Annotated in this window: 8 protein-coding genes and 2 pseudogenes; 5 read left to right on the top strand and 5 right to left on the bottom strand. The window is 67.6% G+C overall.

The genetic code is table 11. The features are described from left to right. From OIE49_RS06645 to OIE49_RS06635, 3 genes are all read right to left on the bottom strand, one after another. Complete coding sequence (locus OIE49_RS06645; RefSeq protein ID WP_326801513.1) at nt 1–4500, bottom strand: AAA domain-containing protein; 4500 nt, start codon at nt 4498–4500, stop codon at nt 1–3. Between the two features lie 203 nt (nt 4501–4703). Beyond that, a complete protein-coding gene (locus OIE49_RS06640; protein WP_326801512.1) occupies nt 4704–4997 on the bottom strand; it encodes a hypothetical protein in 294 nt (97 codons plus the stop codon). A 331-nt stretch (nt 4998–5328) separates the two neighbouring features. Continuing rightward, nucleotides 5329–6345, bottom strand: a complete 1017-nt coding sequence (locus tag OIE49_RS06635; protein ID WP_326801511.1) for an aldo/keto reductase — start codon at nt 6343–6345, stop codon at nt 5329–5331. Between the two features lie 140 nt (nt 6346–6485). Here OIE49_RS06635 and OIE49_RS06630 point away from each other — a divergent pair, with 140 nt between their 5' ends. From OIE49_RS06630 to OIE49_RS37070, 4 genes and pseudogenes are all read left to right on the top strand, one after another. Further along, nucleotides 6486–7388, top strand: coding sequence for a helix-turn-helix domain-containing protein (locus OIE49_RS06630; protein ID WP_326801510.1), 903 nt, complete (start codon nt 6486–6488; stop codon nt 7386–7388). A 115-nt stretch (nt 7389–7503) separates the two neighbouring features. Next, a complete protein-coding gene (locus OIE49_RS06625) occupies nt 7504–7677 on the top strand; it encodes a hypothetical protein (protein WP_326801509.1) in 174 nt (57 codons plus the stop codon). Between the two features lie 417 nt (nt 7678–8094). Next, nucleotides 8095–8820, top strand: a complete 726-nt coding sequence (locus OIE49_RS06620; RefSeq protein ID WP_326801508.1) for a hypothetical protein — start codon at nt 8095–8097, stop codon at nt 8818–8820. Between the two features lie 11 nt (nt 8821–8831). Beyond that, nucleotides 8832–9419, top strand: a pseudogene (locus OIE49_RS37070) (nucleotidyltransferase family protein); the annotation flags it as partial. Between the two features lie 362 nt (nt 9420–9781). Here the strand turns inward: OIE49_RS37070 and OIE49_RS06615 are convergent. Next, nucleotides 9782–10546, bottom strand: coding sequence for a hypothetical protein (locus OIE49_RS06615; RefSeq protein WP_326801507.1), 765 nt, complete (start codon nt 10544–10546; stop codon nt 9782–9784). A 915-nt stretch (nt 10547–11461) separates the two neighbouring features. After that, nucleotides 11462–16258 carry an RHS repeat-associated core domain-containing protein gene (locus OIE49_RS06610; RefSeq protein ID WP_326801506.1) on the bottom strand — a complete coding sequence of 1599 codons (4797 nt, stop codon included), beginning with the start codon at nt 16256–16258 and terminating at the stop codon, nt 11462–11464. Between OIE49_RS06610 and OIE49_RS06605 the strand changes: the two are divergent. Then, nucleotides 16236–16715: pseudogene (locus OIE49_RS06605) on the top strand (DNRLRE domain-containing protein); the annotation flags it as partial. The gene OIE49_RS06610 and the pseudogene OIE49_RS06605 overlap by 23 nt on opposite strands. Nucleotides 16716–17043 lie beyond the last annotated feature (328 nt).

Here is a 17043-nt window from a genome sequence, read left to right as displayed (position 1 = left end):
TCAGGCTCCCTCGAGAGAGACGGACGCATCCTCATCGAGCATGGCGTCGAGTTCATCGGTGGTGAGGTCGACATCGTCCATCTCGACTGGGGACCACGTGCTCCCCGAGTCGCCCTGGGATTCCTCGGTGACTCCAGGCCGGATTCCCAGAGCGTCAAGGCGCTTCCACAGCGGAGTCAGCGAATCCTCCGGAGATAGTGCGAACTCGCTGCTGCGTATGCGCCAGAACTGCCAGCCGGCCCGGCGCAGTTCGCGCTCCCGCTCGTAGTCCTCGCGGATCTGGTCGGAAGTGGAGTGATACGGACTGCCGTCGCACTCCACGGCGAGGCGGCCCGTCTCTCCGACGACGACGAGGTCGATGCGTTTGCCACTGACCTTCCACTGGGGGACGACGTGGTAGCCGCGTTCCTTGATCCTACGGAAGACCCGCTGCTCGAAGAGGGACTCGAACGGATCACACGGCTCGTCGGGCGAGACGGCGGACAGGCCGGGAGAGGTGCCCTGGAGTTCCGGCGGCGCCTGCATGTAGGTGAGCAGGGAGTGGCGCAGGTCTCTGCTGTTCAGCTGATCCGGTGTAGCGGAGGTGAACAGCCACATCTGGTCGCGGGCCCGGCTGGCAGCCACGTTGAACCGCCTTCCGTCACCTGGGCCGTTCACGAGCCGTATGTTGTCGGCGTCGACGACCAGCGAGAGCAGGATGACGTCCCGTTCGTCTCCCTGGAACTGTTCGGCCGTGCCGACACGGATGTTGTGCCGGTCCCGGATCGGAGAGTCGATCCGCGTGTCGATGAGGTTCTCCAACAGCCTTGTCTGGAGTCCGGAACGGAGCACGATGACTCCGAAACTCCGTTTCGCGTACGCCTCGTCCTCCGCGAGTTCCAGCAGCTTGGCGACGATGCGTTCGGCCTCGGGCCGGTTGACCAGAGTCTCTCGCCGTCCCTCACAGTGGCCTTCCTGGACATGGACGACTTCGAGGGGCCGCAGCCGGTCCGCTCCGTACTGGCGCAGCGGCACGAGTTCGTTGTCGGGATAGAACTGGGCGGAGGACCACTTGATGATCTCCGGCATGCACCGGAAGTGCTCGGTGAGCCGGATCGTCTCGCTGAAGCGCGCCGACAGCAGGTCGTAGAGGTTGGACTTGGGGCTGAGCCCGTCCCGCTGCCAGTCGGTGAGATGGGGCAGGAGCGAGTCGAGGAGTTCGTTGAGCCGCTCGTGCTTGCCGCCTGTGTAGAACGGGACACACTGCTTGTCGTCGCCCACGACGATGATCCTCGGAGCGAGCCACAGCAGCATCAGCCCGTCCAAACCGACCTGGCTCGCCTCGTCCACGATGACGACGTCGAAGGCGTCCGGCTCGGGATCGATCATTTCGGCCACCTGCTTGATCGGCATGACCCATGCCGGGACCGCGGCACGCGCGTCACGCATCGCGGAGCGGGCGGCCTTCAGGTGCCGCTTGCCGAGTGCCGTCATTCCCCTGCCCGCGTTCGCTGTGGCCGACGCGTAGGCGCTCAGTGCCTGTTTCTGTCCGGCCGTCATCCGGTCCAGGCAGTGGTACAGCGCCCGGTCGGCCGCCAGTTGGGTCACGGTCCTCCGCAACTGCGCCTCTGCTGCTTGAAGTTCTCCTTCCAGCTTGGCTTCCCTGCCAGGTGCCAGCATCGTGTCCTGGAAGGTGCGCGCTCGCCGCCACGCCCAGGCTCCGTTCAGGTCCATGAGGCGGGTCTCCCAAGCCGTCTCGGCCGGGGACTCGGCGAAACGCCGGGCCAGTTCGGGATGGTCCTCGGACAGCCGGTCCAGGAGTTTGCGGGCCTGACGGCGATCGGCCTCCCGGTGGAACGCCTCGGTCAGCGCGTCGATCGCGGACGTGTACGCCCGCGGATCACGGGCGGTGACGGCCCGGTGCACCTCCGCCAGTTCGGCCACTCCGCGGGCATCGGGCCGCGGCAGCTGCTCGGTGATGGAACGCAGCCTCTCCTCCGCCGCACGAACGCGGAGCAGTTGTTCCGCACCGTTCGCCGACGTACGGACGTCGTCCCACTGCTGTGCCGTGCGTACGGTGGCCTTGATCCGGGCCTTGAGCAGGACGTCGTGCAGCTCACGCACGGAGTAAGTGAACCCGTCGACCGCGCGGAGGGTCGGCACCCGGTCCAGCAGCTGCGACAGAGCCACCTCCGTGGAGCCCTCGGCCCCAGGCACGCCGACGCTCTGCCAGCGCTCGTTCAGCTGCCGGACGCACTGGCGAGCCGCCAGATGGGCCACCAGAGCGGAGATCTCCTCCGGCGTGCGGGACTGCCGCCCGTCCACCCGGCAGTCCCGCAAAAGGATTTCGGCTTCCTTCTGTACCGGCTTGGGAGCCAGCTTGCGCAGCTTTCCGCCGCCGCGCAGGTACTGTTCGAGGTCCTTGCCAGCGGCGATCAGACGCGCTTCCTCGGCAAGCGCCACATCGGGTATGTCGAGCACGGCGAAGGGCAGGTGCTGAAGCACGCTCTGCACCTCTGCGGCACGGGCGGACGACTGGCGTACTCCCTGCCACAACTGCTGTCGCCGGCCTGCCATCCCGTCCTGCAAGGCGCCCGTGGTCCACTCCTCGGGCGGCCAAGCGGCCAGGTCTCCCGGCAGGCCCTCGCTCTGCAGCGCATGTTCCGCCGCGTCCAACAGCTCGACCAGCGTCGTGATCAACTCGCTTCCCTGATCGGCGAGTTCGAGGGCGAGCGGGTCGGACGACGGTCCGGTACAGGCGCGCAGAGCGGCGTCCAGGGCGTTGACCGCCTCTGCGAACAGCACGGGGGCGACGAAGTCCGCGGGGTCTGGGCACCGGGCGGCATGCTCGTCCAGCACTCCGGCTCCGTGCCGGGACACCAGACCCAGCAGACGCTGTGCCTCGTCCTGGCTCAGCGAAGGTTCTCGGGGTGCCGAGGCGGGCAGGGCGGGCATCCAGTCGTACTTCGGTGCACCGGCAGTGACGGTCTCCACGATCTCCGCGAGCCGCCCCCGGTAACCGGGTGCCACGTCGGGGTGTTCGTACCACTCCGCCTCACGAACAGCGCGGAGTTCGTCACGGAGCCGCGCGCGGGTGTCCGACAGTTCCGAGCGCAGCGCCTCATGGTTCTTGATCCTCGCGTCGAGACGCTCCTTCGACTGGGTGGCACTGAGCTGGGAGAGCGCGCGCACGGATTGTTCCAGGTCGTCGCTGCCGTCCTGGCGCCGGTCGCCCTGGAGGACACAAAGGCTGCGCAGTTCGGCCGGCAGTTGCTGCCGGAGGACCTTTAGCGCCTGGCCCTTCTCGCTCGTCACGAGCACCCGCTTGCCGTCTGCCAGCAAGGCACACACCAGGTTGGCGATGGTGTGCGTCTTTCCGGTGCCGGGCGGTCCCTGGACGACGACGCCCGTATCGGTCTGAAGGCGCCTCAGTACATCCCGCTGGGCTTCGTTCGACAGCAGCGGGAACAGCGGGTCGGGGCCGAGCGCGGGCGCCACGTCACGACCCCCCGCCGTACCCCACAGTCTGCGGTCTTCCGCTTCCAGCTGGTACAGCAACTGGGCCAGACCCAGGGGAGCGACGGCACCGGGCTGGGCGAGGCGGTTCGCGATGCCGTCGTAGAAGTTCACGAGGGCGCCCTGGCCCCGCTGGCGGAGAATGATCGCCGGCGCGAACCCGAGCGTGGGCACCGGCAGCATCGGGTCGGCGGACGGGCGGCCCCAGCCACGGTGGAACGCCGCCGCGCGATCGGTGCCGAACGCCCTCTCCGACCAGTCGGCGAGCACGTCCTGGCAGTCACGGGACAGCGGATGGAATCCGTCCGCGTCGACACGGTCCCGCGGCGGGCTCAGCAGACGGGTGCTGTAGCCCTCGTCCGCGCCGAGGAACTCGCCGTCTTCCAGCCGCGCGGGGTCTCCGGGTGCGAGTGCGACGGTGATGGACATGTCCGCCGAATTCACGGTGAGAACCAGCGGCGCCGTCAGAATGTGCCGGGCGATACGCGCGGACGGACGTGCGGCCCCGATGGTCAGGAATCCGGCTCCCAGTACCGCCTCGTATTCCTCGCCGTCCTGCTGAATCCTGGTCGCCATTCGGTACAGCTGCTGATGGAGTTCCCGGTACGGTCGGTCGACACGCTCACTTTCCGACCACTTGCGCCACGCGTCGAGCCATCGCCCGTAGGCGCGCAGCACGTCGTGCGCGTCCTCCCGGCGGATCTCGAAGACCTCGAACAGGTCTCCGTTCTCGTCCTCCTGCCAGCCCTGGCCCGGTCCCGACTCGGCCAGCGGCGGGGCTTCGGGCGTCGCGGTGGCGGCGGCCTCAGGGTCGACCCACCCCGCCAGCACCTCGGGCAGGGCAGGAGCCGGGCGCGGCGGGCGGTGGGCCACCTTGAGCAGCGTCCTCTCGCTGTCGGGGCGTTGCCGGAGCTTGTCGTCCGGCAGCTCGGAGAGCCAGAGAACCTCCGGATATTTCTGCCAGTCTCGCACCGGCTTGTACGACCCGCGAACAATTTCGCGCATGTATTCGATGAGTTGGCGCGTTCGGTGGACCGACTCCGGATCATTCGCACGGAGTGCAGAGTGAAGAGACATCTATCCCCCAGATCATGGCTCGACAGAAAGCCTTCCAGGATGCGGGAGAGAAGCGGCGCCCTCAACAGGGACCGGCGGGTAATGACGCGAACAGGCCACATTCCACGAAAGTTGGCTGTAACCCGGCCAAGTCAAGAGCGAATCCACGTACGGCGATCACGTGCCGCCTCGTACGCCGCCTCGGCCTTGTCTGGTCGCCAGTCGGTCTTGAGGTGCTTGAGCGCAGATATGTCGCGCTCCTGATGGACACGCACGTCCCGGAGCGACGGCACGACCTGAAGCCGCGCCACCGCGACGAATGCGAGCACCGGCTGAATCTCGACGGGAAAGCCGCACGCAGTCGTCAGCGCGGCAGCGGTCCGTCGCGCTTCGGCTCGACTCTTTCGCACGTAGGGGTACGACTGGCCGCCTATGCGGACAAGCATCGTCGCCCACTGAATCCGGCGCACTGGACGGCAGGCCGGCGCGCACGTGGTGGGCGGCCATCCAGGCGATTGACGGCCACGCGCGTTCAACTTGTCGCGGCGGGTGCCGGAGCACCCGCTGTCGACGGCCGCTTCGTCCGAGGTCGCATTTGGACCGAGCCACAGCATGCGTTCGGTATGAGCCGTCCGGGTCCGAAGACGCCCGGCTGGTTGCACCGGAGGGCCGGAGGGCCGGATGCATCGTCGTGCGACGGCGCACGCGTCGGCCCAGCGGTCGCGGATCGTGCTGGAGTGGGCCGACGGACGCTCGATCATGGAGGCGTCCCGTGCCTCAGCGTCGGCGTAGACGCTTGTCGGTGATCGGCGGGGTGGGATCGATGTAGAAGTCGCCGGGGTTCACGTCGACGCCGGGCGGAACGATCTCGTCGATGCGGTCAAGAAGGTCGTCAGCGAGCTCGACATCGGCCCCGGCGAGGAGGTCGGCCAGGTGCTCCGGGCGGCGTGGGCCGATCAGCACCGCGGTGACGGCCGGGTGGGAGCGGACGAACGCGGTGGCCAGATGGGGCAGCGGCAGACCCGCTTCGCCCGCCAGCGCGGAGAGCTTCTGGACCGCGTCGGCCTTCGCCCGCACGCCCGGCTGCGACAGGTCGAACATCTTCGCCCCGGCGCCCGCGCTCCGGTGTCCCATGGACGGGTCGGTACGGCCCGACAGCCAGCCGGAGTTGAGCGGTCCGAAGGTCAGCACGCCCATGCTGTGACGCTGGGCGGTCGGCAGCACACGGTTTTCCACGCCGCGGGTGAGGATCGAGTACGGAGGCTGCTCGGTGCGGAGGCGGTGATGCCCGCGGTGCTCCGCCGTCCACTGGGCCTCCACGATCTCCTCGGGGGAGAAGAAGGAGCCGCCGATGGCGCGGACCTTTCCGGCACGGACCAGGTCCGACAGGGCGCCGAGGGTCTCGTCGATGTCCGTGTGCGGGTCGGGGCGGTGCATCTGGTAGAGATCGATGCAGTCGGTGTCCAGGCGGCGCAGACTGTCCTCCACCGCCCGGTGGATCCAGCGGGCCGAGCCGCCCCGCCGGTTGGGGTCCTCGCCCATGGCCAGCCCGAACTTGGTGGCCAGTACGACGTCGTCACGACGGCCCTTGAGCGCCTTGCCTACGATCACTTCCGACTCGCCACCGGAGTACACATCGGCAGTGTCGATGAGGTTGATGCCGGCGTCGAGCGCTGTGTGGATCATGCGGACCGACTCGCCGTGGTCGGTGTTGCCCATGGCGCCGAACATCATCGCACCGAGTGCGTACTCGCTCACCGAGAAGCCAGTGCCACCCAGAATCCTGCGTTTCATGAGGTCCTCCTGATGTTTGATCGCTCGGGCAGAAGCCAAACACCGTCGGACGCACCCGGGGGAGACCCGCCCGGACCGGGGGTCCAGCAGACCCCCTTTGGGGCAGGCATCCCCGGACCGGCCCGGTCTACCGTGGTGACATGGCCAAGGAACCGAACCCCGAGCTGCGTGACTTTCTGCGCACGCGCCGCGCGAAGATCACCCCGGAGGAGGCGGGACTGGTGCCCCAGCCGGGCGTCCGTCGTGTTCCCGGCCTGCGGCGGGAAGAGGTTGCCCAGCTGGCCGGTGTCAGCGTCGACTACTACATCCGTCTCGAACGCGGCCGGCACCTCAATGTCTCCGCATCGGTTCTGGACGCGATCGCACGCGCCCTGCGGCTCAACGATCTGGAGCGCGCTCATCTGTTCCGGATCGCCAAGCCGTCCCGCACTCGTCCCCGCCCGCTGCCCCCGCAGCGCGTCCGCCCCGGCCTGCGGCTCCTGCTGGACGCCCTGACCGATGTCCCCGCCCTCGTGTACGGCCGCCGCATGGACGTCCTGGCCGCCAACCACCTCGCCCACGCCCTGTATGTGGACTTCGAGGCTCTGCCCGTTTGGAGCCGTAACATGGCCCGTCTGGTCTTTCTCGACGACCGCTTCCGCACGTTGTACGCCGACTGGGAGGGCGCTGCCCGCGGCATCGTCTCCTCTTTGCGCCTGTACGCGGGTCGCCATCCTCACGATCCCTCCCTGGCCGAGCTGGTCGGTGAACTCTCCCTCCAGGACGCGGACTTCCGACACTGGTGGGCCGACCATGATGTGTTCCAGCGCACCCATGGCACCAAGCACTACCGCCATCCCGTCGTCGGTGACCTCGTACTGGGCTACGAGGCCTTCACACCGGCCGACGACCCGGAACAGACCTTGGGCGTCTCCACCGCAGAACCCGGATCTCCCTCCGCGGAACGCCTGAAACTGCTCGCCAGCTGGGCTGACCCCACACAGCATCTGGACCCAGCCGGAGCCGTGAAGGCTCAGCACGCGGACGGGTATAGATCTTCCTAAGGGCTCGCAGAAAATCAAGGTGTTGCGTGTTGCTTCGCCTCATGCGGCTCGTTGTCGTGCCACGAGCGCCTCCGATGCGGTTCGTGGTCAACTCGCTGCACTGGACGACCTCCTCGTGACCATCGGTCATCGCTTCGACCGTGTGGAACTCCACCGCCGCATGCGTGACTACGCGCGCGGTCTGCTCGCTCCGGTCACCCGCAAGAACCTCTGGGTGCGCCACGAGGCGCCATGTGACCGAGTGGGGGTGGAAGACCTCTACCGCCGGGCCGTCGCAGCGGCCGGGTAAAAACTGAGGGCAGTCCGAGCCGGGGAACGCCGGTGAGAAGGCGTACGTGAGGAACCCGTGTAAAGCCCCGCAAGTCTCGCGCCGGGCTCAAATCTGGCGGATATGGGCCCGGGGTGCAGTGCGTGACCGCTCGCTTCGACAGGGGTGGTCAACTCCGAAGCCGGCCTCCAACTGCCGGTGGGGAGGCCACGCTGAAGGTCTGCGGCGTAGGTGTGGTGATGCTGCCGGGGTAGTAGCTCTGGGAGGTCGCGGCCCCGGCCCTGATCGTTGCCGAGGCGGGCGGTGCCTGGACCGACATGTCGGGTGCCCGGGACCTCCGGGCGGAAGCCTGCTGACCACCAACGGCGAGCTGCACAACGAGCTGACCGCCGACCTTCGACTCTGCCCGATCCCGCCGAACACCCTGATGAGTGACTGATGCCTGAGCCAACGTCCCGGACAGCTGACACCTACCGGACGCCCGACCTGGCCGCGAAGTTCCACACCATGTGGGGCGATGCCGAGCCCGCTCTCGCGGAGGGCACTTACAACGCCGACTCCATCCCCCGCCACGGCGACCCCCGCTGGGGGCTGAGTCTGGTCGTGCCGGTCGACGGCGCGATCCGGGACGCGATCGCCCAGGATCTGGGCCCGATCGCCGCGGCCCTGTCGCCGCACCACTTCACCTATCTTCCCGAGAACCTGCACAGCACCGTGCGCAGCCTGGAGGGCTATCAGGACCAGGTGCCGCAGGACCAGGTGGACTACTACGCAGACCTCGTCGAAACCGCGCTGAGGGACTGCCCGCCGATCGAGATCGAGCTGTCCGGCCTGGGCGGATCGAAAGGCGGGCTATTCGTGTGCGGGGTTCCCAGTGACGGTTTGGTCCGGCTTCGGACCAGACTGCACGAGGCCGGCTCGGTCGAAGGCCCACGGGCGTTCGTCAGCAACGACTACACGACCATGCGGGACATCGCCCACGTCTCGGTTGCCGTGTTCCAGGCACCGGTCGTCCCCGAGTGCTCGATCGCCGGTGTCGTCTCCGCACGCCGTGAGAAGGGCTACGGAACGATACGGCCCGCGGCGCTGGACCTCGTCCGGTACGACTTGGCGGGCGGGGAGATCACGATGAGCCGTCTCGCCGGTATCAGCTGCGCGCGGTGAGGTCCGACGACATGGCAGCGGTCGAAGACGGGACGGAACCGGAAACGGTGCGCGGACTGGTGTTCGCGGCCGGATATGGCTCGCGGCTGGTACCCGTCACGGACACTTGCCCGAAACCGCTCCTGCCCGTCCTCGGCGTCCCGCTGATCTGCTGGGCGGTCGACCGGCTCCGGGTAGCCAGCGTCACGGCGGTCACGGTGAACGTCCAGGCGGTCCACGAACCCGCCTTCCGGCAGGCGCTCGCCGGTTTCGCCGATCTGGGCGTTGAGATCTCCTACCAGCGAGAGGAAGTCCCGCTCGGCACCGGCGGGACGCTCGCTACCCTCGCCGGGTCCTGGGGAGGGGAGGCCCTGCTCGTGCTGCCCGCCGACACCATCTCCACCCTCGACTTGACGGCCCTGCTGGCAGACCACCGATCCAGCGGCGGCGACGTCACTCTTGGCTGCCTCCGCCACCCGTGGCCGGCGGCAGAGTTTACGGGCGACATCGCCAGTGTGGCTGAGGACCGCCGCCGGGTTCTCCGCTACCAGCACAAGCCCGGAGCCGCCGCGGAAGGCCGGATCGCCGCGACAGGGACTGCTGTATTCGGTCCATCGGCGGCCGGACTCCTAAAGGACTTCGTCCAGCTGGAGACGCTTGACGCCCGAGCGGGCCGGCCGGACCCGGAGGACCTGGGCCGAGACGTGCTTGCCGGAATCGTCGCTCGCCCGGACGCCCGGGTTCTGGCCCACATCACGACGCACCGTTTCGTCGATTTCGGCACGCCGCGGCAGTTCCTCGACGGCTCGTTCATGGCGTTGACACGGCCGGCTGGGGCGTCCCCCCTTCGCCGCTCCGGATGGTCCGCTCGCGGTCGTCCATCCGAGCGCGTCGATCCATTCGGAAGCCGTGATCGTCGGCCCGGTCCGTATGGGGCGCGGTGTCCGGATCGGCCGCGGCAGCCGAGTCATCGGGCCCGCGGTCATCGAAGAAGGCGGCAGTGTCGGGCCGGGCGCGGAGGTCCGGGAGTGCGTCCTGCTTCCCAGGGCGCGTCTGGCACCCGGACAGCGGGCCTTCCGGATGCTGATCTCCGACGCTGCTGCGACACTCGTCCCGCAAGCGATACCTGGCGTCGACGGAGAGGCTCTCCGTGCGGCGCTCGATGCGGAGCTGGCCCGGTTCGGTGAGCACGGCCGGGATTGGCGCTGAGCCGGGCCAGGTCCTCGGCCACGGTGATGGCCTTGTAGCGGTCGTCCTTGGGATTGCGGGGCGGGGTGAGCAGGCGGCCGCGGCGGACGCATTCGTCGGCAACCGCGTGCAGCTGCTCGGCCACGATATCCATGAGGCCGGGGTTGTAGCGCACCCGTTCCGCGATGCGGTTGAGCCGGTGGCGGCAGGTCACGCTCGGCTTGGGCAGGCCGACCATCTCCGGCAGGCGGTGGGTGCGCAGGATCGCGGGCAGGTCGGCGGCTGTGACCACGCCCTGGTCGGCGAGGTCGGCGAGCTGCTTGTCGTCGGCCTGCGCCAGGAGTCGCCGGTGCAGCGCGGGCTTGGCCGCCCGCTGCAGGAGGGTGGACAGCGCGGCCGCGAAGGCCTGCTTGCGCGATTCGTCCCCGCTGTTGTCGACGCCGTAGAAGGCGCGGGAGGCCGTGCACAGCGCCTCGATCACTGCGGGCAGCGCTTCGTCCGGCAGTCCCTCGGTGACGGCAATCTGCTGCCACAGCGGGTACGTCCCGGCGTTCACCATGTTCGACCCCTCCCAGGTTGCAACCTTGCGTGACCGCCCGGTCACTGCATCGCCTGGAGGTGACGGTACGCGGCCACAGCGGCCCGCTGGTCCGGAACGTCGTAATGCGCCCTCATGAGGAGGGGCCACACGATGACCGCTCGATCGATCCGGGCGGCCATCGGCTGTTCGTCGGCAGGCAGTGCCGATCAGGCGCCGGCCTCATGGGGTTCATGGGGGGAGGCCGTCGTCCAGGACGATGCGAACGGTCTCGCCCTGTCCGGAGACGTCGGCGAGGTTCGACTCCGACGCGGTGACGCGGGTCGCTGCTGGTGCGGATGAAGACATCTGCCGTTCTCCCCCACCAGCAGGTTGGCGGCTACGACAGCAACGTGCGCACGTTCGTCTCCGACCACTGGGCTCTCGAGTACCACGCGGCACGCTGTGACTAGCGTGACCAGGACGGTGTCGAGCTGGACCGGCGCAGCGAGCAAGTCCGCAGGCAGCGCCTCGGGGCCCTCCAGGCGGCGCTGCTGCACACCATGAGCCAGCACGGGCTCCAGACCTGCATCACCTTCCATCACCACACGACAGAACGGCGATGCCCGGCAATCCTCAGCGCATGCGCTGTCTCGCACGCCCCCACGGCCCACCGATCCCGGAACGCTTTACTCAACGCGGAGGGCCCGTCAGTAAACTGACGGGCCCGTGCGAGAGTGACGCTACGTCAGCTTGTGTTGCCGTCGCGCCCCCGCGTGCCCTGACCGCGCATTCTTAGTGCCAGCCAACCGAAGGTGGCGCTTTGCAGGAGCAGCCCCAGAGTGCCCAGCGTTGATACACTCTCGGTGACGACAAAGTACAGCAAAGCAGTCAGGGGGAAAGCGGAAGCGAGAACGCACAAGCAGAACAGAGCGCTTCGCAGTTTCGAGTTCACCGTCACGAGTACGTCACCGTCGGCCCAATCCAGTAGTAGTAGTTTACGTAGAGCCATGGCGTCGTCTGATTGTAGCTGAACCAGCCGTAGCCGAAGGTGACCTTCGCCTGCATCTGGTACTGAGCGACATTCCGCTCCTGGTAGTGCCTGTTATAACAGCGCCACTGCCTCAGGGAGAGGATTCGGTTCCGGAACTGTATATCCGTAATGAATCCGCGGAAAATCAGTGTGACCATGCCTCTCTGCCAGGCGGGTGCGCGCCTGTACCAGGAACTGGGCCTGCTGTGATTGTACTTCTTCAGCGGGAACCAGCCTGTGGTAACTGGGTACGCTATTCCGCACGCCTTGACTGTTGTACAGCCAGTCAAATCGTACCGGTTGACTGGATCGCCCAGACCATACTCGTAGGGGTTGGCGTTGCCGCCGTACACGGGGTCAATTGAGAGGAAGCGCCCCGTGGTGGGACTGTAAAGACGAGCGCCCATCAGAGTGACACTGTTGAGCGTTTCGGTGGAACGTTGTTTCGCTCCAAGCCAGTTGTAGCGAGTTGCAGCCTGACCATTGCGGGGCTTGCCGTATTCATCGCTGTCCAGCAGGATAGGTTCCTGACCTGCGCTGAGCGGGAGTTGGAGAGCGATGTCACCGTGGATATTGGTGAACTGCAGGACAACGTCCCCTGCTCGGCTGGTCGTCGCAGAAAGGTCGCCGAAGGCTGAGATGACGTTACGAGTCAGAGCTCCAGTTGCGAGGTCTTCAACGATCCAGCGAGGGTTGTCGCTGTCACCGCCGTAGTGATTGAGCTTGGAAGTGGTCTGGGTCCAGCTAGTGCCACTGCCAGTTTCGACCTTCCAGGAGCGGTAGCGGAGGTCGGCGTCGAGTTGCCAGGTCTGACGCTTCCCGTTCTCAGTCTGTTGCTGAATAAGGTCATTGACGAAGTAGCTGACGGTGCCGCCAGGCAAGGCAGTCGTGCGACCCATGGCATCGTAGACATAGCCGGTGTCGACGAGTCGGTCGGCGCTGTCGTAGACGTAGTTGGTGGTGGTGCCTCCGGTGGTGGGGCAGTCGGCCCCGGGGGTGCCGGACGCGCTGGTCAGGGTCTTTCGGTTGGTACGGTTGTCGAAGGTATATGTCCGCTTGGTGCAGACGGTGTCCGTGGTGTCCCACACGGTTGTCAACCGACCGGTGCGGTCGTAGCTGTAGGTTTGCTCTGACCAGCCGGCTTGTTCGGTGAGCTGGTCGTGTATGGACCTACTCACGGAATTGGAGTAGACGAGAGTTCCGTCGCTGTCACGGGTGTAGGTGCGGTTGGTTGGCGTGCCAACGGTGTCCAGAGTCTGCTTGAGCGTGTAGCCGCCGGGCAGCTTCTCCGAGTTGACGGTGCCGTCCGCGTCATAGGTGGCCTGGAATGCGCCGGCGACGGAGTCGGTGGTCCGGGTCGCCAGGCCGCGTGGCTCGGCGTTGTGGTCGTAGGTGTACGTGACCGTCGAGGGGGCAGTGTCGGTTACCTTGACCGGGCGGTCGAGAAGGTCGTACTCGGTGGTGGTCTTGCCGCTGTCCGCGTCTGTGTAGGAGATCAGCCGGCCAAGTCTGTCGAACTGCTTGGTGATCGTGCCGCCGGTCGGTGAGACCGTCTTCACGGCCTGGCCAGTGGTCGGGTCGTACTCGGCGGTCGCTTCCGGGACCGACTGCCCAGCACCTCCAGTAATCCCGATCTTGATAGGTCGGGACGCGGCGTCATACGTGGTCGTAGTGGTACGGGCGACGCCGTTCGCGGTCTTGGTGACCTTGGCCGGGCTGCCCCACCAGCTGTACTCAGTGGTGGTTGTCGGAAGCTGTGACGGCTGGGAGCCGCCGCCGGTGATCGCGCCCGCCGGGCCGGTGGAGCAGACCAGGTCGGCCCACTCCGGGCGGCCGGCGCAGGCGCCGGTCCCAGTGGCGGACCAGTACGTCGTCACACGCGTCGCGGCGTCTGTGCCGGAGGCACCGGGAAGGAGCTGCTTGGTGACCCGGCCCTGGGCGTCGTACTCGGTAGTCTCGGTGATCGCGAGCCCACCCGGGTCCTTGACCGTACGGACCGGCATGCCCTTGGCCCAGTCGTACACCGTCTGAATGGCACGGGCTTCGCCTATGACGCCGGGGTGCTCGCGCACCTCTGCCCCCGTGGTGGCCTTGGTGGCCTGGTCCTTGACGATGGCGGTGCCGTCGGTGGGGCGGCCCGCGTCGTACTCGGTGACTGTCCAGGAACGGGCGGTCACCGAGGTTCCGGCCGGAACGAGCACCGAAGAGCCGGACTTGAGATCCTCGGTGAGGTCGACCCTACGTAGCGGGCCGAACTCCTCCAACGCGCGGGTGCCGTCCTCGTTGTAGACGGACCTGGTGGCGAGCAGGTTGGCGCGTTCGGCGGAGGGGAGCTGGGTAATGCCCAGGTCCGCCTGGACGTCCCGGTCAGCAGTGCTCAGGCCGAGGGCGATGGCCCGGTTGGCGGCCGACAGTTCACGGACGGTGTTACCGAAGCGGTCGTACTCGGTGGTGAAGATGTGCCCGCCGGGGGTGGCCGAATTGACCTCGCGGCCGGAAACCCCGAGGTAGTACACATCGGCCCGCTTGTAGGCGCTTGCGCCGAGCGAGGGGCCGGAGTGGGAGGTCGGGATGGAGTCCGCCGGGAAGACGGCTGTGGCATCCGTCGGCGCGTCGAGCTGACCCCATGCCTTCACATCCGAGGCGCCCAACTTGTTCGGGGCGGCGGTGCCGGTCAGCGGCACGTCGTAGACGATGCTGGTGGTCGCGGTGCCCTCCTCGACATCGGTGGTGCCCTGCTTCAGCCCCGCGCGGGTGGACCTGAGGAGCATGCCGTCACCGGCGGTCGCGGCGTTGCCCGCCTTGCCGTAGGTGAAGGTCCAGGGCAGTTCGCCGGGCGGGGTGAACTTGGTGACCCGGCCCGCGGTGTCGTAGTCGTACTCGGTCTTCAGTGAGGGGCTGATCTGCGGGTTCCAGGCCTGGCGCAGGCAGCTATTGCCGTCGTACAGGTACATCTGGACCGACTTCGACGTGGCCACGGAGGCCCCGGGCGCGGTGGCCCACAGGCGGATCTCCTTGACCTGCCCCGTCACGTCACCGTAGGAGATGTCGGTGGCCGTGGTGGATGTCGCGTACACGAACTCCAGCACCCGGCAGCCCTTGGTAGCCGGATCGGACGCGCAGGCCGCGGTGGTCGTGGCCGTGGTCGGTGCGATGACCCACTTGGGCTGGGCGACGGTCTTGCCGTTGTAGGTGGTCTTCTGCGAGATCACCGTGGTCGTGGAGTTGGACAGCCCGTTCAGCAGGGTGCTGGAGACCTGCCAGGTCGGCACGGCCGGGTCGGGCTTGGTGAACTCCGTGACCGTGCCCTCGGTGTCGGACAGCGTAAAGCTGCCACTCACGCTGCCCTTGAGGGTCAGATTCTCGGAACCCGGCTCTGGAATCCAGCCCGTCTTCGCCGCGTTCGAGGTGAAGTGGATCTCCTCACCATCGGAGTCGACCACGGCCACAGCCGTGTCGGAGATCCTGCGGATGTGGGAGTATTCGGAATTCGTCAGCTCGGCGGTGGTGCCCGACGCCCACTCCTTGCCGTAGATCGGCGCCTGTCCTTCCTGAGTGGCGCCCTTGTCCGGTGTGCGAGACGAGGCAGTACGCGTGATGGACATGTCAAACGCCGATGCATCCGTGGCCGACAGGCCGAAGTCACCAGTCAGCATGTTCACCGTGCCGGGGCCGACCTCCTGGGCGGCGGCGCCGTCGGCGTTGCGGTCGACGACGACGGTCAGCGGCTCGGTGCTGCCGGAGGCGTTGCCTGGGCCGGTGAAGTCGGCCTTGATCTGTACCGAGCCGTCGGGGTCGACGGTTTCGGTGGCGCTCCAGACCAGTTGTGCGTTCTTGCCGTTGGTCAGCGAAACGGGCCAGGAGGTCAGCGGGGTGCCGCCGGAGGTCACGTGGCTGGCGGGGATCCTCACCCACGGGTCGGCTTCGGAGCGGCGCCAGGAGAAGGACACTGCGTTGTACTTGGTGCCGTCGGCTTCTGCGACGAGGGGGAGCCGGCGTGCGGTGCGTTCGCCGTCGTTGGGCTGGATGAAGCCGCCGGGGCCTGCGTGGAAGGTGTACTCGGCCGCCTCGGACTTGTTGTCCGCCTTGTCCACGGCCCGCACCTGCAGGGTGTGGGTGCCGTCCTTGGGCGGGGCGATGCTGATGGCCTTGTTGGCGCTGGAGCCGCTCGTGGTCACCTTGGTCCAGGTGACGCTGTCCAGTGACCATTCCAGCCAGTTGTGGTCACCGCCGGCGGGCGGGGTGACCGTGAACGTGCCGGCCTGGCCGGTGCCCTTGACCCACTTGTCCGACGGGTAGTCCGTGGAGACGATCTTCGTCGGGGCGGAGGGCGCCTTGGTGTCGACCGTGAAGGTCTTCCAGGCCGACCAGCCGGTGTTGTAGTGCGTGCCGTCGTACGGGCTGGTACGGAACTTGTACGTCTTCCCCTCGGCCAGCACCCCGGCCGGGACAGTCACCGACGCGACCTCCCCGGAGGGCACGTACTTGGACACCAGGACGTTGCCGACCTGTGCGTTGGTGGTGGAGTCGAAGATCTGGAAGGTGCCGTTGACCTTGTCACCGTCGGCGTCGACGAAGGTGTCCCGCAGGGTCGGGGTGGTGGTGTTGACGACGTAGTCGCCGCCGTAGGAGAAGTACGGGGGGCCGGCCTCCTGCTTGGTGCCGGTGCGCGGGCGGTAGTTGTAGTTGACGTGTGTGACGGTCGACCAGTCGTCCGACACGGAGCTGGACTGGGGCAACCCCGGTACCAAGAACGCCGACGGCACCCCGCGCACCGCGCAGACCTTCATCTCCTGGAACACCACACCCATCCAGGACGCGCTGGTCCTCGACGCGAAGCTGTCGCTGTGGAACTTCCACTCGGCCAACGAGGACTGCACGACGGTCCCGTGGGAGGTGTGGTCCTCCCCAGCTGCCTCCACCTCCAGCCGGTGGACCAACCGTCCGACCATGACGGCCCTGAAGGCCACCTCCTACGAGACCCGCGGCAACACCAAGTGCACCAGCACCCAGCCCGCGGGCTGGATCAACGCCAATGTGACCGCGCTGACGCAGGAGTGGGCCTCGGCCAAGACCACCCGCGGCCACATGGGCATCCAAGCCACGAGCGAAGCGGTCGTGGCCCAGTGGAAGCGCGTCAACTCCGCCAACGCGGCCACGAACCCGCCGAAGCTGGTTCCGGGCTCCTGCGGCCCGGCAACGCCGGAGCCAACACCGCCACCGACCACATCACGGTCCTCGACGCAGACCTGGTGATCACCCCGGACACCGGATTCCTCGCCGACCCGGACACCAAGTACCCGGTCACCGTTACCCAGACGGTGGCACGGGCACCGGCTCGCCCGCGCCCGGTACGGCGTTGACGTACTCCGCCCGCGTACCGCGCCCGGAGTGGCCGGCCTGCAACCCCGCCTCGCGGCGTTCTGGTAGGCGGTGTGGACGAGGTCGCGGTAGCTGCGGCGGATGTTGTACTCGGGGTCGGACCCGCCGTGTCGTGACGCCCGGA

It is taken from the genome of Streptomyces sp. NBC_01788 (assembly GCF_035917575.1).
Lineage (GTDB): Bacteria > Actinomycetota > Actinomycetes > Streptomycetales > Streptomycetaceae > Streptomyces.
Note: the sequence above shows the minus strand (reverse complement) of the source record. Positions and strands in the feature narration are given on the sequence as shown.